General features: G+C 73.3%; 2 protein-coding genes. Both read right to left on the reverse strand.

Features of this window, described 5'->3' with window-relative positions; all coding sequences use genetic code 11:
* Positions 1-109: 109 nt before the first annotated feature.
* Positions 110-16,393, reverse strand: a complete 16,284-nt coding sequence (locus ACQPZG_RS07330; protein ID WP_433545012.1) for a type I polyketide synthase — start codon at positions 16,391-16,393, stop codon at positions 110-112.
* Positions 16,394-16,451: 58 nt separating this feature from the next.
* The gene (locus ACQPZG_RS07335; protein WP_433545013.1) at positions 16,452-26,375 is read right to left on the reverse strand and encodes an SDR family NAD(P)-dependent oxidoreductase; all 9,924 of its coding nucleotides are present in this window, start codon (positions 26,373-26,375) and stop codon (positions 16,452-16,454) included.
* Between the last annotated feature and the right edge of the window lie 4 nt (positions 26,376-26,379).

Here is a 26,379-nt window from a genome sequence, read left to right on the forward strand (position 1 = left end):
GACGCTCCCGGCCGGTGGGGCCGGCCCGGGACGGTGGTGGCGCACCGGACCCCCTCGGGGGAAGGGTGTCCGGTGCGCCGGCTCGACGGAGGGTGCGGTGCCGGGCCGGTCAGCCCCGGTCGACTGGCGCGGCCCCCGGGGTCGCGGTGAGCCACTCCTCCATGATCTGTGCGGTGCGCGCCGAGTCCTCGCGGATCATCGACAGGTGGTCGGCGTCCACGGGCCGCTCCTGCGCTCCGGCGACCAGGGGCGCACTGTCCGCCGACGGCTGCTGCTCGATCGGCCGGCCGTCGGCTCCGTACAGTTGCTTGGCGCACTTCACCAGGAGCACGGGGGCGCTGGTGTGCTGCACCTGGAGCCTGCTGAGCAGGACCATCCAGCGGCCCATGGCGGACAGCCGGGCGCTGGTGAGCCGGACGACCGAGTCTTCGGCCGAGCCGCCCGGGGTGCCCCCGCCCGCGAAGTTGAGGCGCATCATGCCCTGGTAGTCGACGCCCTCGCCGTCGTTGTGCTGGAAGCTGTAGGTGTCGAGGAGCACCACACCGGCGGGCTTGATGCCCCAGGTGTGCTCCAGCAGTCCGGCCGCCGCGTAGGCGAAGGAGCCGCCCGAGGAGTGGCCGACGAGGACGAACGGTTTGCCGTCGGCCTCCCGCAGGGCGCTCTCGGCGATCACCCGGGTGGCGACCTCCGGGGTGGCGGGCAGCCGTTCCCCGGTCTCGAAGCCGACCAGGGGCAGCGCCGCCACCGACCGGTTTCCCCGGAAGTGCGCGGCGAGCCGGGCGTACTGGTGGACGCCCGCGTTGGCGGTGGGCGCGCTGACGCAGATCAGTTTCGGCGCGGCCGGTCCTTCGGAGAGGGTCGAGGCGTGGGGCAGGTCCTCCAGTTCCGCCGACGCCTCGAAGGTGGGGCGCAGCGCGGCCACGGCGGCCAGCATGCGCTGTGCCTCGGTGACCTTGCCGGTGGCGAGGGCGTCGGTGAACAGCCTTTCCAGGGAGCCGGGTTCCGACTCCCCGGGGGCGAGGCCGAGGGAGGCTCCGCCGCCCGCGGCGTCTTCGGCCGGGGACTGCTGGGCGAGTTCGCCGCGCAGCCAGCGGGCCAGTTCGGCGGGTGTCCTGTTGTCGAAGACGACCGTGGCGGAGAGCCTCATGCCGGTGCCCGCGGCGAGCTTGTTGCGCAGTTCGACTGCGGTCAGCGAGTCGAAGCCGAGCTCGTAGAAGTCCCGGTCCGCCTCGACCTCCTCGGCCGAGGCGTGGCCCAGAACGGTCGCGGCCTCCGTCCGCACCAGGTCGGTGAGGTGGCGCAGCCGGTCCTTCTCGCTGAGTGCGACGAGCTGGCGGGTGAGGTCGGCGGCGGTGTCCCGGCCGCCGACCGTGTTGGCGGCGGCCCGTCGGGCGGTCCGCACCAGGCCCCGGAACAGCGGCGGGACTTCGCCCTGGGGACGCATTCCGCCGCCGGTCAGGCCGATCGGGATGACGAGCGGTTCGGCGGAGCCCAGGGCGGTCTCGAACAGGGCGAGGCCCTGGTCGATGGAGAGCGGGGGCATGCCGCCGGACTGCATGCGCCGCATGTCGGTGTCGCTGAGTTCGCTCGTCATGCCGTCGTCCTGGACCCAGGGCCCCCAGGCCAGGGACGTGCCGGGCAGTCCGAGGGCCGCGCGGTGGTCGGCGAGGGTGTCGAGGAAGGAGTTGGCGGCGGCGTAGTTGCCCTGGCCGGGGCTGCCCATGAGGCCGGCGATGGACGAGAACGTCACGAAGGCGGCGAGCGCGAGGTGCTGGGTGGCCTCGTGCAGGTTCCAGGCCGCGTCGACCTTCGGCCGCAGGACGTCGGAGAGGCGTTCGGCGGTGAGTGCGGTGACGATGCCGTCGTCCAGTACACCGGCCGTGTGGATCACGGCGGTGAGCGGGTGCGCGGCCGGGATGCCCGCGATCAGGTCGCCTGCGGCCTGCCGGTCCGCGGTGTCGCAGGCGCTGACGGTGACCGTGACGCCCAGGGACTCCAGTTCGGCGGCCAACTCGGCGGCGCCGGGTGCGGCGGGGCCGCGTCGGCTGGTGAGCAGCAGGTGCCGGACGCCGCGGGCGGCCAGCCTGCGGGCGAGGTGGCGGCCGAGCGCGCCGGTGCCGCCGGTGACGAGGACGGTGCCCTCGGGGTTCCAGGCGGGCGGCATGGTGAGCACGGTGCGGTGAGGGGCCGCGCCGTCCGGGGTGTCCGTGCGCAGGGCCGTCCGGGCGTGCCGGATGTCGTAGGTCCGGACGGCGTACGGGGTGGCCGAGGCGTCGGGCAGGTCCGCATGGGCCGTCCCGGCCGCGGTCGCGCGGTCGGCCGCGCCGGCCGCCCGTGCCCACGTCCAGCCGTCCGGTACGGGTGCGAGTGCGTGCTCCGCAAGGATCGCGAGGGAGGCGACGGCGACCGGCTCCGTGCTCGTGACCCGGTCACCGGCCCGGAGTCCCGTGACGCCGGGGCCGGTCTCGCTGACGGTGCCGGTGATCCGTGCGAGCGGTCCGTCGGCGGCCTCGCCGTTGAGGCCGGCCGCCGTGACGGCGATGCGTACCTCGCCTTCGGTGAGCGGCCGTGCCGCTTCGGGGCAGGGCAGCAGCCGCAGCTCGTCGGCGTCACCGCCCTCGGGCAGGCCGAGCCGCCAACCCGCTTCCACGGGCGGCAGCAGGGTCGGGGCCGTGGCCAGCCGGGCCAGTCGGCCGACGTGCAGTGTTCCGCCGCGCACGGCGAACTGGGCCTCGCCCGCGGCGAGGGGTCCCGCGAGCCGGGTGAGGGCGTCGGCCACGTCGGTGTCCTTCTCGGCGTCGAGGAGGACGAACCGGTCCGGGTGCTCGGAGTTCGCCGAACGCACCAGCCCCCAGGCGGATCCGCCCGAGAGATCGCTCACGGTGTCCTCGACGGCGGCACGGATCGCCCCGCGGGTGACGAAGACGAGCCGGGAGGCGGCGAACCGCTCCCCTTCGAGCCACTCCTGGACCAGGGCCAGTACCCGGCCCGTCAGGGCGTGGACGGCCCCCGGCACGTCGCCGCCGGTGCATTCGGGCAGCGGTACGACGACCAGGTCGGGCGACCGGCCTGCGGTGGCGTCGAGTTCGCCGAGCGTGGCGGCACGGGCGCCGAGGCCGTAGGGGTCGTCGGCACCGAGGGCCAGGGTGCGCGGTTCCCGGGCCGGCGCGCTCTGCGTGTCGGCGGGGACCCACTCCACGTGGAACAGCGGTTCGCGTTCGACCGAGCGGGCCGGTCCCGCGGCGTCCTCGTCGGCGGCCAGTGCGACCGAGGCGGCGGAGAGGACGGGGGCGCCTTCGGCGTCGTACGCACCGATGAGGACCGTGTCCTCGCCGGACCGGGTCAGCCGGACCCGCAGTACGGAGGCGCCGCCCGCGTGCAGGGTGACGTCCTGCCAGGTCCGGGGGCGCGGCAGCCGGTCCTCGGCGCCGATGCCGAGCAGGACGGCACCGTGCAGGCACGCGGCGGACAGGGCCGGGTGCAGGCCGAAGTAGCGGGCGTCGTCGGCGGCCTCGCCCGCCAGCCGCACTTCGGCGAACACGTCCTCGCCGTGCAGCCAGGCCGCGGTGAGGCCCTGGAAGACGGGCCCGGGTGCGCCGGCCCCGTAGAAGCCGTCGAGGTCGACGGCGGCCGCGCCGGTGGGCGGCCAGACCAGCGGGGCGGGCGGCGCGGTGAACGGCTGCGCGGTCAGGGTGCCGGTGGCATGCCGGGTCCACGGTTCGTCGGGGGCCGCGTCGTGGGGCCGCGCGTAGCAGGCGACCGTTCGGTCCCCGCTGTCCCCTTCGGGGGCGCCGACCCATACCTGGACGACCGGTTCGGCGCCGTCGAGCGGCAGCGGCGCGGTGACGGCGAACTCCCTGAGGTGTCCGCAGCCGACCTGGTCGCCCGCCTGGACGGCGAGTTCGAGGAAGGCGGTGTCCGGGAAGCGGGCGCTCCCCTCGGCGCGGTGGTCGAGCAGCCACGGGTGGACGCGGAGCGAGAGCCTGCTGGTGAACAGCACGCCGTCGGCGCCGGCGAGCGGGACGGCCGCGCCGAGCAGCGGGTGTTCGGCGGGCACGAGGCCGGCCGAGGTCACGTCCCCGGACAGGGGTGCGGGGCGCGGCCAGTACCGGTCGTGCTGGAAGGCGTACGTGGGCAGGGGGGTCCGGCGGGCCCCGGTGCCGTCGAAGAGCCGCGGCCAGTCGACCGCCACGCCGCTGACGTGCAGCCGGGCCAGGGCGGTGATCAGAGCGCTCTCCTCGGGCTTGCCGGCCCGCAACGCGGGAACGCAGAGGACCTCCGCGGCGTCCTCGGTGAGGCTCTGCGGGGCGAGGGCGGCGAGGGTTGTGTCGGGGCCGACCTCCAGGAAGGCGGAGGCCCCGGCGTCGCGCAGGGCGTGCACGGCCTCGGCGAAGCGGACGGTTTCCCGGACGTGCTCGACCCAGTACGCGGGATCGCGGAGTTGTTCGACGGAGGCCGGTGCGCCGGTGAGGGTGGAGACGAGCGGGATCTGCGGCTCGGCGACGGCGAGCGTGGCGACGACGGCCCGGTACGCGTCCAGCATCGGGTCCATCAGCGGGGAGTGGAAGGCGTGCGAGACCCGCAACCGGGTCGCCTTGCGGCCCAGCTCCGCGAAGTGGGCGCGTACGGACTCCACTTGGTCCTCCGCGCCGGACACGACCACGGAGGACGGCCCGTTCACCGCCGCGACCGACACCGACTCTCCGAGCAGCGGACGGACTTCGTCCTCCGACGCCTGCACGGCGAGCATCGCCCCGCCCTCGGGCAGCGCCTGCATCAGCCGACCGCGCGCCGCCACCAGCGTGCACGCGTCGGCCAGCGAGAACACCCCGGCCACATGGGCGGCGGCGATCTCGCCGACGGAGTGCCCCGCGACGAGGTCCGGACGGACGCCCAGCGCGGCGAGCAGCCGGAACAGGGCCACCTCCACGGCGAAGAGCCCGGTCTGGGCGTACTCCGTCCGGTCGGCCGCTTCGGCGTCGGATCCCCAGATCACCTCGCGCAGGGGTCGTTTCAGGTGCGGGTCGAGTTCCGCGCACACCGTGTCGAAGGCGTCGGCGAACACCGGGAAACGGGCGTGGAGTTCGCGGCCCATGCCGAGGCGCTGCGCCCCCTGTCCGGAGAACAGGAAGGCGGTGGTGTGACCGGCGGCCTCGCCGCGGGCGACCTCCGTGCCGTCGAGGAGCACCGCGCGGTGCGCGAAGACGGAACGGGCGGTGGCGAGGGAGAGGCCGACGTCGAGCGGGTCGCGGCCCGCGACGTCCGCGGTGAGGCGGGCGAGCTGCTCGTCCAGGGCGGCGGCGGTGGCACCCGACACCGGCCACGGGACGGCGGTGGCCTTCACCGACGGCGCGTCGGGCGCCGGGACGCGGTTCTCCGCGGGCGGGGCCTGCTCGATGATCGTGTGGGCGTTGGTGCCGCTGATCCCGAACGAGGAGACGCCCGCCCGCCAGGGGCGGTCCACCTCGGGCCACGGCCGGGCCTCGGTGAGCAGGTCGATCGCTCCGGCGGTCCAGTCGACGTGCGTCGACGGCTCGTCGATGTGCAGCGTCTTGGGCAGGACTCCGTTCCGCAGCGCGAGGACGGTCTTGATCACTCCTGCCACACCGGCGGCGGCCTGGGCGTGCCCGATGTTGGACTTCAGCGAGCCGAGCAGCAGCGGTCGCTCGGGGTCGCGGTCCCGGCCGTAGGTGGCGAGCAGGGCCTGCGCCTCGATCGGGTCGCCGAGGGCGGTGCCGGTGCCGTGGCCCTCGACGGCGTCCACGTCGGCGGGGGTCAGTCCGGCCGCGGCGAGGGCCTGGCGGATGACGCGCTGCTGGGAGGGGCCGTTGGGGGCGGTGATGCCGTTGGAGGCACCGTCCTGGTTGACGGCGGAGCCGCGTACCAGCGCCAGCACCTCGTGCCCGTGGGCACGGGCGTCGGAGAGGCGTTCCAGGACGAGCATGCCCACGCCCTCGGACCAGTTGGTGCCGTCGGCCGCGTCGGAGTACGCCTTGCAGCGGCCGTCCGCGGCGAGGCCGCCCTGGATGGTCATGCCGGCGAAACCGACGGGGGTCGCCATCACGGTGACTCCCCCGGCCAGGGCGAGCGAGCACTCGCCGCCGCGCAGCGCCTGGGCCGCGGAGTGCAGCGCCACCAGCGAGGAGGAGCAGGCGGTGTCGACGGTGACTGCGGGACCTTCGAGTCCGAGGGTGTACGAGATGCGCCCGGACAGCACGCTGGAGGCGAGGCCGGTGCCGGCGTGGCCGCCGATGTCCTCGCGGGAGTTCATCATCAGCGTCGCGTAGTCGAGGCCGCTGGTGCCGACGAACACTCCGGTGCGGCTGCCGTGCAGGGAGTCCGGCGCGATGCCGGCCCGCTCGACGGCCTCCCAGGAGGTCTCCAGGAGCAGGCGCTGCTGCGGGTCCATGGCGAGGGCCTCGCGCGGCGAGATCCCGAAGAAGCCCGCGTCGAAGTCGGCGACACCGGGAACGAATCCGGCCTCCAGGGTGGCGCTGCGGCCCCGCCCTTCGAGGTCACCCGCACCGAGGGTCTTCAGGTCCCAGCCCCGGTCGGTGGGGAACGGCGCGATGCCGTCGCCGCCGGTGGAGACCAGCTGCCACAGCTCCTCGGGCGTGCGAATCCCCCCCGGCAGACGGCAGGCCATGCCGACGATCGCGATCGGGTCGTCGTCGAGGGCGGCCCGGGGTGCGTCGGCCGACGCGCCGTCCGGCTCCCGGCCGCCGAGGAGTTCGGCGAGCAGGTGCTCGGCGAGGCCGGTGGCGGTCGGGTAGTCGTAGACGGCCGTGGCGGAGAGCTTCAGGCCGGTGGCCAGGTTGAGGCGGGCGGGGAGTTCGACGGCGGTGAGCGAGTCGAAGCCGAGGTCGCGGAACTTGCGGTCGGCGGAGACGGCTGCCTTGCCGCTGTGTCCGAGGACCGTCGCGACGTGGGTGCGCACCAGGTCGGTGAGGAGGGTCAGGCGCTCGGCGGCGGGCAGCGCCCGCAGCCTGAGGGTGAGTTCGTGCGCCTGCGAGGTGATGTCCTCGCGGGCCGTCTCCGCGTCGGCGATGGCCTGCCGTGCGGCGGGAAGCCCGGCCAGCAGGGGGTTGCCGCGCAGTCCGACGAGGGTGTCCAGGACCTGCGGCTGGCGCAGGTCGAGGACGATCAGGGTGGGGGCGGCCCCGGTGACGGCCTGGCGCAGGGCGGCGAGCGCGAGCTCGGGATGCACGGCGGGGACACCGGTGCGCCGGGCGGTGCTGTCGGTGTGCGTGGCGTCGGTGGCGGTGGCGGGCTGGGCCACACCCGCGCCGGGAGCGTCCGCGCTCGGGGAGGCGGTGCCGGACTGGGTCCTGCCCGGCACGGAGCCGTCGCTACGCGGGGCAGCCGTGCCGGGCCGGATCTCGGAGTCGGCGCGTACGCCCGCACCCCGTTCCGCGCCTTCGGTCCGCGCTCCGGGCTCGGCGGGCTCGCCGTCCATCCAGGCGCCCCAGGCCAGCGAGGTCGCGGGCAGGCCCCGGGCGTGGCGCTGCTGGGCGAGCGCGTCGAGGACCGCGTTCGCGGCGGCGGCCACGGACCGTCCGGGGGTGCCGACAGCACCGGCCACGGACGAGAACATCACGAATGCCGACAGGTCGAGGTCGCGGGTCAGCTCGTCCAGGTGGAGAGCCGTCAGCGCCTTGGCCCGGTGCACGGCGGTCAGTCGCTCCGGCGTCAGGTCGTCGAGGACACCGTCGTCGACGACGGCCGCCGCGTGGACCACGGCCGTGAGCGGGTGGGCGTCGGGGACGTCTGCCAGTACGGCGGCCAGCGCGTTGCGGTCGGCGGTGTCGCAGGCCACGACGGTGACCTCGGCGCCCAGGTCGCGCAGCTCGGCGACGAGTTCGGCGCTGCCGACCGCTTCGGGCCCGCGACGGCTGACCAGCAGCAGACGGCGTACGCCCTCGGCCGCCAGCCAGCGAGCGGTGCGGCTGCCCCGGCCGCCCGTGCCGCCGGTGATCAGCACCGTGCCCTCGGGGTCTGCGGCGGGCTGCCAGCCCGCGTCGGGTGCGCCGGGCGGTGCGGGCACGAGCCGCCGTACGTGTACGGCGGAGTCGCGCACCGCGATCTGGTCCTCGCCGTGGGAACCGGCCAGGACGGCGGCGAGCCGGCCGGTGGCCCGCGCGTCCGGCTCGTCGGGCAGGTCGATGAGACCGCCCCAGCGCTGCGGGTGCTCCAGGGCGGCCACCCGGCCGATCCCCCAGACGCCCGCCTGCTCGGGACGGGGCAGGTCCTCGGTCCGGGCCACGGCGACCGCGCCGCGGGTGACACACCACAGGGGTGCCGCGATCCCGGCATCGGAGAGGGCCTGGAAGAGTACCGCGGTCGCCGTCGCGGCGCCGCCGTCCGGAGCCGACAGGGCCAGCACGCCCGTGAATCCCGCCACCGGCGAGGGGAGTTGACGCAGAACGGCGCTCAGTGCCGTCCGGTCGGCGGTCGGGTCGACGGTGAGGTGCAGGGCCTCGGGCCCGGCTGCTTCCCGTACGGAGGCGGACCAGCTGTCGTCCGCGGTGCCCGCGGGCGTGACCACGAGCCAGGTGTCGGCGGGCTCGCCCCCCGCGGGCTCGTTCATCGGCTGCCACGCCTCGTGGAACCTCAAGGCGTCGAGCAGCGCCTGGTCACGGCGGTGGCGGCGCCAGTTCGACAGTGCGGGCAACACGGCGCCGAGCGCTTCGCCGTCCACGTCGAGGTCGGTGGCCAGTGCGGCCAGGTCCTGGCCCTCGACGGCGGTCCAGAACTCGGCGTCGGCCGGGTCGACCGCCGGGGCGTCGGGCCGCACGGCGGGGCCGGTCCGCGGCCAGTGCCGGGCACGCTGGAAGGCATAGGTGGGCAGGTCGACGAGCCGGGCGGCGGTGTTGTCGAAGAGCCGCGCCCAGTCGACGCGCACGCCACTGACGTGCAGCCGGGCGAGCCCGTCGACCAGGGCCCGCTCCTCGGGCCGCCCGGCGCGCAGGGCGGGCACGGCGACGCAGGTGCCGTCCTGGGCGCCGAGGGCGGTGCGGACGGCGGCGGTGAGGATGCCGTCGGGGCCCAGTTCCAGGAAGGCGGACACCCCGGCATCGCGCAGCGCGCCGACGCCGTCGGCGAAGCGGACGGTCTCGCGGACGTGCCGCACCCAGTAGTCGGGGGTGGTGACCAGGCCCGGCCCCGCGACCTCGCCCGTCAGGTTCGACACGAGCGCCAACTGCGGCTCCGCGAAGGCCATCCGGGCGGCCACGGCCCGGAACTCGTCCAGCATCGGGTCCATCAGCGGGGAGTGGAAGGCGTGCGAGACACGCAGCAGGTGCGTCCTGCGGCCCGCTGCCTCGAAGTGCGCGCCGATCCGCGCGACCGCGTCGGCCACGCCGGAAACGACCACCGAGGAAGGCCCGTTGACCGCCGCGATCGACACCGGTCCGGCGGCGATCGGTGCGGGGCCGCCGTCGCTCGGCACGGGCCGGCCGTCGACCGGCACGGACCCGGCGTCGGGCAGCAGCGCCCGCACCTCCTCCTCCGACGCCTGCACGGCCAGCATCGCGCCGCCCTCGGGCAGAGCCTGCATCAGCCGCCCGCGCGCCGCGACGAGCGCACACGCGTCGGCAAGGCCGAACACCCCGGCGACGTGCGCGGCGGCGATCTCACCCACCGAGTGACCGGCCACGAACTCCGGCCGTACGCCGAGCGATTCGACCAGCCGGAACAGCGCCACCTCGACGGCGAACAAGGCCGCCTGGGCGTACTCCGTACCGTTCAGCGCGTCTGCGTCCTCGCCCCACACGACCGTACGGACAGGGCGGTCGAGGTGCTCGTCCAAGGCCGCGCACACGGCGTCGAAGGCATCGGCGTAGACGGGGAAGCGGGCGTACAACTCCGCGCCCATTCCGATGCGTTGGGAGCCCTGTCCGGAGAACAGCACGGCCGCGACCCGGCTTTCCTCCGCCGTCCCGCGGGCGATCTCGACGCCGTCCACCAGCACGGCCCGGTGCTCGAACGTGCCGCGGCCGGCCGCCAGCGCGTACGCGACGTCGAGCGCGGGCAGTTCGGCCAGCAGCGGAGCCAGCCGGTCGGCCTGGGCGTCCAGGGCCCCTTCGGACTTGCCGGACACGACCCACGGCAGTACGGCGGGCTCCGAGACCGGCCGCGCACCCGGTTCGAGGTGCTTCGCGTCCGGTTCCTCGGCGGCCGGGGCCTGCTCGATGATCGTGTGGGCGTTGGTGCCGCTGATCCCGAACGCCGACACGGCGGCCCGGCGCGGCCGGTCGACGTCCGGCCACGGCACGGCCTCCGTGAGCAGTCGGACGTCGCCGCCCGTCCAGTCGACGTGGGTGGACGGCTCGTCCACGTGCAGGGTGCGGGGCACGGCGTCGTGGCGCATGGCCATGACCATCTTGATCACACCGGCGACTCCCGCCGCGGCCTGGGTGTGCCCGATGTTCGACTTGAGCGAGCCGAGGAGGAGGGGCTGCCCCTCCTCGCCGCGCTCCTGACCGTAGGTGGCCAGCAGGGCCTGCGCCTCGATCGGGTCGCCGAGGGCGGTGCCGGTGCCGTGGCCTTCGACCACGTCGACGTCGGCGGTCGTCAGACCCGCGTTGGCGAGGGCCTGCCGGATGACGCGCTGCTGGGCGGGGCCGTTGGGGGCGGTGAGCCCGTTGGAGGCGCCGTCCTGGTTGATGGCGGAGCCGCGTACGAGCGCCAGGACCTGGTGTCCGTTGCGGCGGGCGTCCGAGAGCCGTTCCAGGACGAGCACGCCGACGCCCTCGGACCAGCCGGTGCCGTCGGCGGCGTCCGCGTACGCCTTGCAGCGTCCGTCGGTGGCGAGGCCGCCCTGCCGGGTGAAGCCCGGGAAGCCCATCGAGGAGGACATCACGGTGACGCCGCCCGCGAGGGCGAGCGAGGACTCGCCGCTGCGCAGCGACTGGGCGGCCAGATGCATGGCCACGAGCGAGGAGGAGCAGGCGGTGTCGACGGTCACGGCGGGGCCTTCGAAGCCGAAGGTGTACGACACCCTGCCGGACACCACGCTGGCGGCGAGGCCGGTGCTGGCGTGGCCCTCGATGTCCTCGGGGGAGTTCATCACGAGGGTGACGTAGTCCTGGCCGCCGGTGCCCACGAACACTCCGGTCGCGCTGGAGCGCAGAGTGGCAGGGTCGATGGCGGCGCGCTCGATGGCCTCCCAGGAGGTCTCCAGGAGCAGGCGCTGCTGCGGGTCCATGGCGAGGGCCTCGCGCGGCGAGATGCCGAAGAAGCCCGCGTCGAACTCGGCGACCCCGTGCAGGAATCCGCCCTTCGCGGTGGCGCTGCGGCCCCGTCCTTCCGGGCCGGCTCCTGCGCCGAGGAGCGTGTCCAGGTCCCAGCCCCGGTCGGTGGGGAAGTCGGCGATGCCCTCCCGGCCGTCGCGGACGAGTTCCCACAGGTCCTCGGGGGAGTCGACCCCGCCGGGAAGCCGGCAGGCCATGCCGACGATGGCGATCGGGTCGTCGGCCGCCGCGGTGGAGACGGCGGCGGGCAGGCGCACCGCCCCTTCCTCGTCGAGGAGTTCGGCGAGAAGGTGGCCGGCGAGGGCGGTGGGGGTGGGGTGGTCGAAGACGAGAGTGGCGGGCAGCCGCAGGCCGGTGGCCTCGGTCAGCCGGTTGCGCAGTTCCAACGCCGTGAGGGAGTCGAGCCCCAGGTCGTGGAAGTCGCGCTCCGCGCCGACGGTCTGCGCGGAGGCGTGTCCGAGGACGGACGCGGCCTCCGTACGGACCAGCTCGACCACGGTACGCAGGCGGTCCGCCTCGCGCAGTTCCCACAGCCGGGCGGCCAGGGCGACAGCCGTCCCGGCCCCCGTTGCGGTGGTGGCGGCCATCCGCCGCCCGCCGCGGACCAGCCCGCGGAACATGGTGGGCACCTCGCCCCGCAACCGCGCCCCGGAACCGCTCGCGAGGCGGCCGAGGGGGACCAGGTGGGCGGCGTCGGTGGCCATCGCGGCGTCGAGGAGAGCGAGACCCTGCTCGACGGAGAGCGGCGGAACACCCGAAGCGGCGATGCGCTGCCGGTCGGACTCGGAAAGAGTCGCGGTCATACCGCCGGACGGCGTCCACGCACCCCAGGCAAGGGACTGCGCGGGCAGACCCTCCGCACGACGACGCACCGCCAACGCATCCAGGAACACATTCGCGGCAGCGTAATTACCCTGACCCGCCGAACCCATCACCCCGGAAATCGACGAGAACATCACGAACGCCGAAAGATCCATCCCCCGCGTCAACTCGTGCAGATGCCAGCCCGCATCCACCTTCGGACGCAACACCTGCGACACCCGCTCAGCCGACAACGACGTCACCACACCGTCATCCAGCACACCCGCGGTATGAATCACCGCCGACAGCTCCACCCCCGCCAACACCTGCGACAGAGCCTCCCGGTCCGCCACATCACACGCAACAACCGACACCCGCGCACCCAACGCGCACAACTCGTCCCGCAACTCCACCGCACCCGGAGCACCCAACCCCCGACGCGACACCAACAACAGACTCCGCACCCCGCGCTGTACGACCAAGTGCCGGGCAACCTCACGCCCCAACCCACCCGTACCACCCGTCACCAGCACAGTCCCGTCACCCAACGGGGACTCCACCGCACCGACCGCAGCACCCAACCGCGCCAGCCGGCCGACATGCACGACCCCGCCACGGACCAGCACCTGCGACTCACCCGCCGCAAGCACCTCCCCCACCGGCACCTCCCCGCCACCCTCAACATCCACCAGCACGAACCGCCCCGGATTCTCCGACTCCGCAGCCCGCACCAGACCCCACACCGCAGCACCCGCCAGATCAGCCCCCGACACAGCACCCCGCGTCACAAAAGCCAACCGCGCACCATCCCCCCTCCCCAGCCACTCCTGCACCGCAGCCAGCACACCCGCACACGACGCATGCACCGCCTCCGGCGAAACACCACCAACCACCGGGAACAACGCCAACGAGTCCTCGTCGACCGCGGACGCCCCCGACACGTCCGCCGGCACCCACTCCACACGCAACAGCCCGTCCCGACCCGGCACCCCCACCGGCACCACCGGCTCCCCGAGCACCAGCGACTCGACGCTCAAAACCGGCTCACCCGCAGCATCCACCAACAGCAACGACACCGAATCCGCCGCCGTACGGACGATCCGCGCCCGCACCACCGACGCACCCGCCGCATGCAACGACACCCCACGCCAGGAAACAGGAATCAACTCCCGCTCCCCCGCAACCTCCCGCACCACCTCCGCCAGCAACGCCGGATGCAGACCGAACCGCTCCGCCTCCAACGCCACCTCACCCGACAACGCGCACTCCACCTCGGGAGCCGTGGCTGCGATCTGTACGACTCCGGTGGTCGCACCGGCGACCAGTACGCCCGAGGCGTGTTCGATCCACTCGTCGTCCGCGTCCTGTTCACGCCGCGAGTGCAGCCTGACCGGTCGGGTTCCGTTCTCGTCCGGCGTACCCACCCACACCTGCACGGCGACCCCGCCGTCCACGGGGAGTACGAGCGGTTCGGTGTGCGTCAGCTCTTCGATCCGACCGCAGCCGACCTGGTCGGCGGCCCGGACGACGAGTTCCAGCAGCCCCGCTGCCGGGAAGACCACCTGTCCGTCCGCCACGTGCTCCGACAGCCAGGGCTGCGCGGCACACGAGAGCCTGCCCGTGAGCACCGTCCCCTCCGAACTGGCCAGGAAGACGGTGGCGCCCAACAGCGGGTGTTCGGCGGGCATCAGGCCCGCGCCGGCGACGTCTCCCACGGGCAGCGCCGGACGCGGCCAGTAGCGTTCGTGCTGGAAGGCGTAGGTCGGCAGGTCGACGACCCGGGCGCCCGTGCCGTCGTACCAGCGCGCCCAGTCCACCGCCACACCCGCGCAGTGCAACTTCGCCAGCCCGTCGACGAGCGCGCGCTCCTCGCCCCGGTCCTTGCGCAGCACCGGGACCGCCACGGCCTCCACGCTCGACTGCGCCAGCGCGCACAGGCTCCCGTCCGGCCCCAACTCCAGGAAGGTGTCGACGCCTTGTTCCGCCAGGGCGCGGATGCCGTCGGCGAACCGTACGGTGTCGCGCACGTGCCGCACCCAGTACTCCGGGTCGCACACCACCGCGCCGTCGACGGCCATCGATATCTGCGGGGGCGAGAACGTCAGCCCCGACACCACCGAACGGAACTCGTCGAGCATCGGATCCATCGACGGCGAGTGGAACGCGTGCGAGACACGGAGACGAGTCGCCTTACGGCCCAAGCCCTCGAAGTGGATCCGGACAGCCTCCACCGCATCCTCGACGCCCGACACGACCACGGACGACGGTCCGTTGACCGCCGCGAGGGAGATCGACTCGTCCAGCAGCGGCGTGACCTCGCTCTCCGACGCCTGTACGGCGAGCATCGCACCGTCCTCGGGCAGTGCCTGCATCAACCGGCCCCGGGCCGCCACCAGCGTGCACGCGTCAGCGAGGGAGAGCACCCCGGCCACGTGGGCCGCCGCCACCTCGCCGATGGAGTGACCTGCCACGAAGTCCGGACGCACGCCCAGCGACTCGACGAGCCGGAACGACGCCACTTCCACGGCGAACAGGGCGGTCTGCGCGCACTCCGTGCGGTTCAGCGCCTCCGCGTCCTCACCCCAGACCACGTCCCGCACCGGAACGTCCAGCCCCGCACACACCTCGTCGAAGGCCGCCGCGAACACCGGGAAACGCGCGTACAGCTCGCGACCCATGCCCAGCCGTTGCGCGCCCTGGCCCGAGAACAGGAAGGCGAGGTTCCGCCCGGATGCCTCCCCCCGGGCGATCTCGTTTCCGTCCACCAGGACGGCCCGGTGTCCGAGGTTCGTACGCCGCGCGGCCAGCGAGAAGCCCACGTCCGGGGCGGCCTCCCCGGAGACCGTGGCGAGCCGTGCCACCTGCGCGTCCAGCGCGGCGGCCGACTTCCCCGACACCACCCACGGCGCGACCGCGGGCACCACCAGCGGCTCCGTCGGCACGGGAGCCTCCGGCTCCGCCTCGGCGGACGGAGCCTGCTCGATGATGGTGTGGGCGTTCGTGCCGCTGATGCCGAAGGCCGACACGGCGGCTCGGCGCGGCTGTCCCGTTTCCGGCCAGTCCGTCTGCTCGGTGAGCAGCGAGACCTCGCCCGCCGACCAGTCCACGTGCGTGGTCGGCCTGTCCACGTGCAGGGTGCGCGGCAGCACGCCCTCCCGCATCGACATGACCATCTTGATCACACCCGCGACACCGGCCGCGGCCTGGGTGTGCCCGATGTTCGACTTGAGCGAGCCGAGCAGCAGCGGCCTGCCCTCGGGGCGGTTCTCGCCGTAGGTGGCCAGCAGCGCCTGCGCCTCGATCGGGTCGCCCAACGGCGTACCCGTCCCGTGCCCCTCCACCGCGTCCACGTCCGCCGCCGACAGACCGGCAGCCGCCAACGCCTGCCGGATCACCCGCTGCTGGGAGGGACCGTTGGGTGCGGTCAGCCCGTTCGACGCGCCGTCCTGGTTCACCGCCGAGCCACGCACGACGGCCAGGATGTCGTGCCCGTTGCGCTTGGCGTCCGAGAGCCGTTCCAGGACCAGCACGCCCGCGCCCTCGGACCAGCCGGTGCCGTCGGCGGCGTCCGCGAACGCCTTGCAGCGCCCGTCCCCGGCCAGCCCGCCCTGCCGGCTGAAACCGGCGAAGCTCATCGGCGTGGACAGCACGGTCACACCGCCGGCCAGGGCCATGGTGCACTCGCCCGAACGGAGGGCCTGCGCCGCGACGTGGAGCGCGACGAGCGAGGACGAGCAGGCGGTGTCCAGGGTGACCGCTGGGCCTTCCAGGCCGAAGGCGTACGAGATACGGCCGGACAGGACGCTCGCGGTCAGACCGGTGGTCGCGTGGCCCTCCACGTCCTCCAGGGAGTTCATGACCACGCCCACGTAGTCCACGCCCGCCGTACCGACGAACACGCCGGTCCGGCTGCCGCGCAGGGTGGCCGGGTCGATCCCGGCCCGCTCGAACGCCTCCCACGAGGTCTCCAGCAACAGCCGCTGCTGCGGGTCCATCGCCATCGCCTCGCGCGGCGAGATCCCGAAGAAGTCGGCGTCGAAGGACGCCGCGTCGACGAACCCGCCCTCCACCGAGGCGCTGCTGCCGCTGCCCTCACCGTTCAGGGCCGCCAGATCCCAGCCCCGGTCGGTGGGGAACGCCGAGATCCCGTCGCGGCCCTCCGTCACCATCCGCCACAGGTCCTCGGGCGAACGCACACCGCCCGGCAGCCGGCACGACATGCCGACGATCGCGATCGGCTCCTGCTTCTCCGACTCGACTTCCAGCAGCCGTTGGCGAGTCTGGTGCAGATCAGCGGTGACCCACTTGAGGTAGTCAACGAGCTTGCTGTCGTTCGACATGGAGGTGGAGCCTTCCTACAGCGAAAGAGAAGAGATGAGAGGCGGCGGTCGGACCGGATCAGCGGTCGGTCAGCCGGCCGAGCTCGTTGTCGATGAACGCGAGGACTTCGTCGGCGGTGGCGGATTCGATCCGCTCCGCGACCTCGGCGGACTCGGTGTCCTCGTCGTCGGCGCGCCACTTCTCCAGGAGGTGGCGCAGCCGCTGGGAGACCGCCGCGCGGGTCTGTTCGTCGGGCTCGGCCGCCGTCAACGCGGCGTCCACCCGGTCGAGTTCCGTGAGGAGCGCGGACTGGGCGTCCTGCCCTTCCCGGTGGTCCTGGAGCAGGACGGCCAGCAGATGTTCGGCGAGGACCGCCGGGGTCGGGTAGTCGAAGACGAGAGTGGCGGGCAGCCGCAGACCGGTCAGGGCGGTGAGCCCGTTGCGCAGTTCGAGCGCGGTGAGGGAGTCGACGCCGAGGTCCTTGAACTCCCGCTCGGCGTCCACGGACTGCGCCGACCCGTGCCGGAGCACTGCTGCCGCTTCCGCCTGGACGAGTTCCCGTACGTGTCGGAGCCGCTCCCCTTCACGCAGCTCGCGGAGCCGGGCGACGAGTACGTCCTGGGTTCCGGCCGCGGGGCCGCCGGTGGCTGCCTGCCGCTTGGCGCTCCTGACCAGGCCGCGCAGCAGCGGGGGCACTTCCCCGCGCATCCGGGGCGCGCCCGCCCCGGACATCCGGCCGAGGGGGACGAGGTAGGGGAGGTCGGTGGCCATCGCGGCGTCGAGGAGAGCGAGACCCTGCTCGACGGAGAGCGGCGGAACACCCGAGGCGGCGATGCGCTGCCGGTCGGACTCGGAAAGAGTCGCGGTCATACCGCCGGACGGCGCCCACGCACCCCAGGCAAGGGACTGCGCGGGCAGACCCTCCGCACGACGACGCACCGCCAACGCATCCAGGAACACATTCGCGGCAGCGTAATTACCCTGACCCGCCGAACCCATCACACCCGAGATCGACGAGAACAACACGAACGCCGAAAGATCCATCCCCCGCGTCAACTCGTGCAGATACCAGCCCGCATCCACCTTCGGACGCAACACCTGCGACACCCGCTCAGCCGACAACGACGTCACCACACCGTCATCCAGCACACCCGCGGTATGAATCACCGCGGAGAGCTCCACCCCCTCCAGCACTTCCGCCAGCGCTTCACGGTCCGCCACATCACACGCAACGACCGCGACCTCCGCACCCACGGCACACAGCTCATCCCGCAACTCCACCGCACCCGGAGCACCCAACCCCCGACGCGACACCAACAACAGACTTCGCACCCCGCGCTGTACGACCAAGTGCCGGGCAACCTCACGCCCCAACCCACCCGTACCACCCGTCACCAGCACAGTCCCGTCACCCAACGGGGACTCCACCGCACCGACCGCAGCACCCAACCGCGCCAGCCGGCCGACATGCACGACCCCGTCACGGACCAGCACCTGCGACTCACCCGCCGCAAGCACCTCCCCCACCGGCACCTCCCCGCCACCCTCGACATCCACCAGCACGAACCGCCCCGGATTCTCCGACTCCGCAGCCCGCACCAGACCCCACACCGCAGCACCCGCCAGATCAGCCCCCGACACAGCACCCCGCGTCACAAAAGCCAACCGCGCACCATCCCCCCTCCCCAGCCACTCCTGCACCGCAGCCAGCACACCCGCACACGACGCATGCACCGCCTCCGGCGAAACACCACCAACCACCGGGAACAACGCCAACGAGTCCTCGTCGACCGCGGACACCCCCGCCGACACGTCCGCCGGCACCCACTCCAGACTCAGCAAGCCATCCCGGCCCGGCACCCCTACCGGCACCACCGGCTCCCCGAGCACCAACTCTGCCACCGTCAGCACCAGTTCGCCCTCGGCGTCCACCAGCTCCGCCGCCAGCACGCCCGGGGCGGTCGACACGGTCCGCGCCCGCACCACCGACGCACCCGCCGCGTGCAACGACACCCCACGCCAGGAAACAGGAATCAACTCCCGCTCTCCCGCGGCATCCCGCACCACCTCCCGCAACAACGCCGGATGCAGCCCGTAGAGCCTTGCGTCTTCGCCGCGGCCCGGCAGAGTGGCCTCGCTCGTCGGCGCGTCGTCGGGGAGGTTCAGGACAGTCTTCTCGGGGGTCAGCCGACCGGTGGCGTGGCAGGTCCACGGCTCGTCGGGCCTCTCCTCGGGCCGCGAGTAGCAGCCGACGGTACGGGCGCCGGTCTCGTCGGGTGCCCCGACCGTCACCTGGACGACCACGGCGCCCGACTCGGGCAGCACGAGCGGTCGGTCGGCAAGGGCGAGTTCCCCGAGGTGCTCACATTCGGCCTGTTCACCGGCCCGCAGCACCATGTCCAACAGGCCCTCGCTCGGGAAGACCACGGGCCCCCCGGCGGAGCCGTCCGCGAGCCACGGCAACGCGGCCAGGGTCAGCCGGCCGGTGAGCAGTATGCTCCCTCCGGAGTCCGCCGGGGAGACGGCCGCGCCCAGGAGTGCGTGCCCCGTCGGGGCGAGACCCGCGCCCGCGACATCGCCCGTGCGGGCGGCGGGGACGGGCCAGTACCGCTCGCGCTGGAAGGCGTACGTCGGCAGGTCCACCCGACGGGCGCCGGTACCGTCGTAGAGCCGTGCCCAGTCGACTCCCACGCCCGCGCAGTGGAGCCGCGCCAGGCCGTCGACCAGGGTGCTCTCTTCGCCCCGGCCCTTGCGCAGCACCGGCGCCAGCACGACGTCCGCCGGGTCCTCGACGCCCCCGGCATCCAGGATCTCCCGAGCGAGGGCGGTCAGCACTCCGTCCGGGCCGAGCTCGGCGAAGGCCGTGGCTCCGGCCGCACGCAGCGCTCGTACGTCGTCGGCGAACCGTACGGTCTCCCGGACGTGCCGCACCCAGTACTCCGGGTCGCACACCACCGCAGCGTCCGCGGCCATCGGTATCTTCGGCGGAGAGAACGACAGTTTCGAGACCACCGCACGGAACTCGTCGAGCATCGGGTCCATCAGAGGTGAATGGAACGCGTGCGAAACCCGCAGTCGCGTCGTCTTCAGCCCCCGCCCCCGGAAGTGCGCGTCGATCCTCTCGACTGCCTCCTCCGCGCCGGATACGACCAGCGAGGCGGGACCGTTGACGGCGGCGACGGTGACGAACTCGGCGAGCCGCGGGCGCACTTCCTCTTCCGTGGCCTGCACGGCGAGCATCGCGCCGCCCTTCGGCAACGCCTGCATCAACCGGCCCCGGGCGGCCACCAGCGCGCACGCGTCGGCCAGCGACAACACCCCCGCCACATGCGCGGCGGCGATCTCACCCACCGAATGCCCGGCGACGAAGTCCGGCCGCACGCCCAGCGACTCGACGAGCCGGAACAGGGCCACCTCGACGGCGAAGAGGGCGGGCTGCGCATACGCGGTCCCGTTCAGCGCATCGGCGTCCTCGCCCCACACCACCTCGCGAACCGGTGTGTCGTCCCACTCCGCGCAGACCTCGTCGAAGGCGTCCGCGAACGCCGGGAAGCGTGCGTACAACTCCCTCCCCATGCCCAGCCGTTGCGACCCCTGGCCGGAGAAGAGCACCGCGAGGGACCTTTCGCGAGCCGCTCCACGCGCGATCTCGACTCCGTCCACCAGCACTGCCCGGTGGGTGAAACGGGCCCGTGAGGCCGACAGGGAGATGCCCACGTCGAGCGCAGACGCCTTGAGGCCCGCCAGCCGTTCGATCTGGGCGTCCAGGGCGGCCTGCGACCTGCCCGACACCACCTGCGGGGCCAGGATCGTCGCTCCGGACGATTCGCCGGACGCCTCGGACGGTGCGACCGGCGCTTCGGCCACTTGCTCCAGGACGACGTGCGCGTTGGTGCCGCTGAGACCGAACGAGGAGACCCCGGCCCGCCGGGGTCTGTCCGACTCCGGCCACACGGTGTTCTCCGTGAGGAGGCTGATGTCCCCCGCAGTCCAGTCGACGTGACCGGAGGGCGCGTCCACGTGCAGCGTGCGCGGCAGCACGCCCGCCCGCATCGACATGACCATCTTGATCACACCGGCCACACCTGCGGCGGCCTGGGTGTGCCCGATGTTCGACTTCACCGAACCCAGCCACAACGGTCCGCCGCCCGCGCCCCGCTCCCGGCCGTACGTGGCCAGGAGCGCCTGCGCCTCGATCGGGTCGCCCAACGGCGTACCCGTTCCGTGCCCCTCCACCGCGTCCACGTCCGCCGCCGACAGACCGGCAGCCGCCAACGCCTGCCGGATCACCCGCTGCTGGGAGGGGCCGTTCGGTGCGGTCAGCCCGTTCGACGCGCCGTCCTGGTTCACCGCCGAGCCACGCACGACGGCCAGGATGTCGTGCCCGTTGCGCTTGGCGTCCGAGAGCCGCTCCAGGACGACCACGCCGACGCCCTCGGACCAGCCGGTGCCGTCGGCGGCGTCCGCGAACGCCTTGCAGCGCCCGTCCCCGGCCAGCCCGCCCTGCCGGCTGAAACCGAGGAAGCTCACCGGGGTGGACAGCACGGTCACACCGCCGGCCACCGCGAGCGAGGACTCGCCGCTGCGCAGGGACTGGGCGGCCAGGTGCATGGACACCAGGGAGGACGAGCAGGCGGTGTCCACGGTCACTGCGGGGCCTTCGAGCCCGAGGGCGTACGACACCCGACCCGAGATGACGCTGTTCGCCAGGCCCGTACTGGCATGGCCCTCCACGTCCTCGCGCGAGTTCATCACCAGCGAGGCGTAGTCCTGCCCGGTGGTGCCCACGAAGACGCCGGTCCGGCTGCCGCGCAGCCGGGAGGGGTCGATCCCGGCCCGCTCGAACGCCTCCCACGAGGTTTCGAGCAGCAGCCGCTGCTGCGGGTCCATGGCGAGCGCCTCGCGTGGCGAGATCCCGAAGAAGGCGGCGTCGAAGTCGCCCGGAGCGGAGAGGAATCCACCCCTGCGGGTCGCGCTGCTTCCCCTGTTGCCGGGGCCGTCGTCGCCGAAGAGGGCGGCGAGGTCCCAGCCCCGGTCGGTGGGGAAGTCCGTCATTCCTTCCCGGCCTTCGAGAAGCATGTCGAAAAGGCCCTCGGGGGTGTCCACGCCGCCGGGCATCCGGCACGCCATGCCGACGATCGCGATCGGGTCGGCGTGGTCGGATGCGCGCGGTGCGTCCGTTTCCACGGCCTGCTGCTCGTCGAGCAGTTCGGCGAGGAGATGGCCGGCGAGGGCGGTGGGGGTGGGGTGGTCGAAGACGAGGGTGGCGGGCAGCCGCAGGCCGGTGGCCCGATTCAGGTGGTTGCGCAGTTCCAGTGCGGAGAGCGAGTCGATGCCCAGGTCCTTGAACTCCCGCTCGGCCTCGATCGACGTGGACGACGCGTGTCCGAGGACGCCGGCGGTCTCGGTCCGTACGAGGTGCAGCACCTCCCGAGCCCGTTCCTCCTCGGCGAGGACGCCGAGCCTCAGCCCGAGCGCCCCTGCGGTCGCCGACACGGCCCTCCGGCGGGCGTTCTTGAAGAGCCCGCGGAACAGCGGGGGCACCTCACCCCCGGGACGCTGCTCACCGCCCAGGCGGCCGAGGGGGACCAGGTGGGCGGCGTCGGTGGCCATCGCGGCGTCGAGGAGAGCGAGACCCTGCTCGACGGAGAGCGGCGGCACCCCCGAGGCGGCGATGCGCTGCCGGTCGGACTCGGAAAGAGTCGCGGTCATACCGCCGGACGGCGCCCACGCACCCCAGGCAAGGGACTGCGCGGGCAGACCCTCCGCACGACGACGCACCGCCAACGCATCCAGGAACACATTCGCGGCAGCGTAATTACCCTGACCCGCCGAACCCATCACACCCGAGATCGACGAGAACAACACGAACGCCGAAAGATCCATCCCCCGCGTCAACTCGTGCAGATACCACGCCGCATCCACCTTCGGACGCAACACCTGCGACACCCGCTCAGCCGACAACGACGTCACCACACCGTCATCCAGCACACCCGCGGTATGAATCACCGCCGACAGCTCCACCCCCGCCAACACCTGCGACAGAGCCTCCCGGTCCGCCACATCACACGCAACAACCGACACCCGCGCACCCAACGCGCACAACTCGTCCCGCAACTCCACCGCCCCCGGAGCACCCAACCCCCGACGCGACACCAGCAACAGACTCCGCACACCCCGCCGAACCACCAGATGCCGGGCAACCTCACGCCCCAGACCACCCGTACCACCCGTCACCAACACCGTCCCCCCACCCAACGGGGACTCCACCGACGGCGTTTCCGTGCCCAGTGCGGCCAGCCTCGCCACCTGTACGGATCCGTCACGGACCCGTACGTGCGGCTCTCCGGCCGCCAGCACCTCCGCAGCCGACCAGGCGCCCTCTGCTTCCACCAGCAGGAACCGGCCCGGGTTCTCCGATTCCGCCGCCCGCACCAGACCCGTGACGGCAGCGCCGGCGAGGTCGCCCCGCACCACGACCACCAGTCGCGCGCCCTCCGGGCGCTCCTGCGACAGCCATTCCTGCACCGCAGTCAGCACTCGGCCGCACGAGGCATGCACCGCCTCGGGCTCGTCACCACCGGCCACGGGCAGCACCGTCAACGAGTCCTCGTCGACCGCGGACGCCCCCGACACATCCGCCGGCACCCACTCCAGACTCAGCAAGCCATCCCGACCTGGCACCCCCACCGGCACCACCGGCTCCCCGAGCACCAGCGACTCGACGCTCAAAACCGGCTCACCCGCAGCATCCACCAACAGCAAGGACACCGAACCCGCCGCCGAACGCAGAATCCGCGCCCGCACCACCGACGCACCCGACGCATGCAACGACACCCCACGCCAGGAAACAGGCACCCACCCCCGCTCCCCCGCGACCTCCCGCACCACCTCCGCCAGCAACGCCGGATGCAGACCGAACCGCTCCGCCTCCACCGCCACCTCACCCGACAACGCACACTCCACCTCGGCGCCGCTGATGTCCGCGGGCGGCCGGCCGCCTGCCGGGGCGACCACGCCGGTCGCGTGCTCGGTCCAGGCCGCTCCGTCGGCGCGGGAGAAGAAGGCGACGGTTCGGGCGCCGGACGCGTCGGGTTCCCCCACGCGCACCTGTGTCATGACGCTGCCCTCCACGGGCACCGCCAGGGGCGCGGTGTGCACCAAGCTCTCGACCCGGTCGCAGCCGACGTGATCGCCGACCCGGAGGGCCAGTTCCAGCAGGCCCGTCATCGGTGTCGACCGTCCGGTCAGCCAGGGCTGGGCGTGCGCCGAGAGCCGGCTGGTGAAGACCACGCCCTCGGACTGGGCGAGCGGAAGGACAGCCCCGAGCATGGGGTGTGCCTCCGCGATCAGCCCCGCCGCCGTGACGTCGCCCGCGTCGGGGATGAGCGCGGGCCAGTGGCGTTCGTGCTGGAAGGCGTACGTCGGCAGGTCCACGATCCGTGCGCCCGTACCGTCGTACAGGCGCTCCCACTCGACCGTGGCCCCCGCGCAGTACAGCTTCGCCAGCCCGTCGAGGAGTGCGCGCTCCTCGCCCCGGCCCTTGCGCAACACGGGGGCCGCCACGGCCTCCACGCTCGACTGTGCCAGCGCGCACAGGCTCCCGTCCGGCCCCAGCTCCAGGAACCTGTGCACTCCCTGGGCTGCCAGTCCCCGCACCGCGTCCGCGAAGCGCACCGTCTCCCTGACGTGCCGAACCCAGTACTCCGGGTCGCACACCGACTCGTCGCCGAGGGCCATGGGAATCTCCGGAGCCGTGAACGACAGCCCCGACACCACGGCGCGGAACGCGTCCAGCATGGGGTCCATCAAAGGCGAGTGGAACGCGTGCGAGACACGCAGCCGCGTGGTCCGCCGGCCCGAGCCGTCGAAGTGGGCGCGTACGGCCTCCACCCCGGCCTCGGCGCCCGAGACGACGACGGCCGTCGGGCCGTTGACCGCCGCGATCGACACCCTCTCGCCCAGCAGCGGCGTCACTTCCTCCTCGGACGCCTGGACCGCGAGCATCGCGCCGCCCTCCGGCAGCGCCTGCATCAACCGGCCGCGCGCCGTCACCAGCGTGCACGCGTCGGCCAGGGACAGCACTCCCGCCACATGGGCAGCGGCTATCTCGCCCACCGAGTGCCCGGCCACGAAGTCCGGACGCACGCCCAACGACTCGACGAGCCGGAACAGCGCCACTTCCACGGCGAACAGGGCGGTCTGCGCGCACTCCGTGCGGTTCAGCGCCTCCGCGTCCTCACCCCAGACCACGTCCCGCACCGGAACGTCCAGCCCCGCACACACCTCGTCGAAGGCCGCCGCGAACACCGGGAAACGCGCGTACAGCTCCCGTCCCATGCCCAGCCGTTGCGCGCCCTGGCCGGAGAAGAGCACCGCGAGGGGGCTTTCGCCCGCCACCCCGCGCGCGACCTCGACACCGTCCACCAGCACGGCCCGGTGCGCGAAGCGCGCCCGTGAGGCCGACAGGGAGAAGCCCACGTCGAGCGCGGAGCCCGGCACTCCCGCCAGCCGCTCCACCTGGGCGTCCAGCGCGGCAGCCGTCTTCCCCGAGACCGGCCAGGGGGCGAGCGCCGCCGCGTCCGAGGGTTCGGCGGCGGGTTGCGCCGGGCCTTCCTCCAGGACGACGTGCGCGTTCGTCCCGCTGATGCCGAACGAGGAGACGCCTGCCCGGCGCGGTCGTGCACCGGCCGGCCACTCCGTGGATTCGGTGAGCAGGCGTACGCCGCCCGACGCCCAGTCGACATGGCTGGAGGGTGCGTCCACGTGCAGCGTGCGCGGCAGCACGCCCGCCCGCATCGCCATCAGCATCTTGATCACGCCCGCGACACCGGCCGCGGCCTGCGTGTGCCCGATGTTGGACTTCACCGAACCCAGCCACAACGGATTCGCGCCCTCGCCCCGCTGCCGGCCGTACGTGGCCAACAGCGCCTGCGCCTCGATCGGATCGCCCAACGGCGTACCCGTCCCGTGCCCCTCCACCACGTCCACATCCGCCGCCGACAGACCCGAAGCCGCCAACGCCTGCCGGATCACCCGCTGCTGGGAGGGACCGTTCGGTGCGGTGAAGCCGTTGCTCGCGCCGTCCTGGTTGACGGCGGAGCCGCGTACGACGCCGAGGACGCGGCGTCCGTTGCGTACGGCGTCCGAGACGCGTTCCAGGGCGAGTACGCCCACGCCCTCCGACCAGCCCGTTCCGTCGGCGGCGTCGGCGAACGCCTTGCAGCGGCCGTCGCCCGCGAGCCCGCCCTGCCGGCTGAACTCCATCAGGGAGCCGGGCGTGGACATGATGTTCACGCCGCCGGCGAGGGCGAGGGAGCATTCCCCGGCCCGCAGGGACTGGACCGCCCAGTGCAGGGCGACCAGTGAGGAGGAGCAGGCTGTGTCCACGGTCACCGCGGGCCCCTCCAGGCCCAGTTGGTAGGCGAGTCGACCGGAGACCGCGCTGGCGGCGATGCCGGTGCCGATGTCGCCGGTGGCGTCGTCGAGTGACCGGACGAGCAGGTAGGCGTAGTCCTGGCCGTTGGTGCCCATGAAGACGCCGGTGCGGCTGCCGCGCAGCCGCGACGGGTCGATCCCGGCCCGCTCGAACGCCTCCCAGGAGGTCTCCAGGAGCAGTCGCTGCTGCGGGTCCATCGTCGCGGCTTCCCGGGGCGAGATGCCGAAGAAGTCGGCGTCGAAGCCGGCCACGTCGTCGAGGAACCCGCCGCCCCGGCTCACGGAGTGGCCGCGCGCGTCGACTCCGGCGCCGCGCAGGGCGTCGAGGTCCCAGCCCCGGTCTGCCGGGAAGTCCGACATGGCGTCGGTTCCGGCCGCGACCAGGTCCCACAGGTCTTCGGGCGAGTGGACCCCGCCCGGGTAGCGGCAGCTCATCGCCACGACGGCGATGGGTTCGGTGGCGGCGGCGACCAGGTTCTGGTTCTGGCGCCGCAGCCGCTCGGTCTCCTTCATCGAGGACCGGAGCGCTTCGACGACCTTGTCGTGGGGCGTGGGCGTGGCCATGTTC

Origin of the sequence: Streptomyces sp. CA-294286 (genome assembly GCF_050947155.1) — a bacterium.
Taxonomy (GTDB): domain Bacteria; phylum Actinomycetota; class Actinomycetes; order Streptomycetales; family Streptomycetaceae; genus Streptomyces.

Excerpts from the sequence above, each read along its gene's own strand:
- ACQPZG_RS07335 (WP_433545013.1), bottom strand. The coding sequence starts at position 26,375 with ATGGCCACGCCCACGCCCCACGACAAGGTCGTCGAAGCGCTCCGGTCC.
- ACQPZG_RS07330 (WP_433545012.1), bottom strand. The coding sequence starts at position 16,393 with ATGTCGAACGACAGCAAGCTCGTTGACTACCTCAAGTGGGTCACCGCT.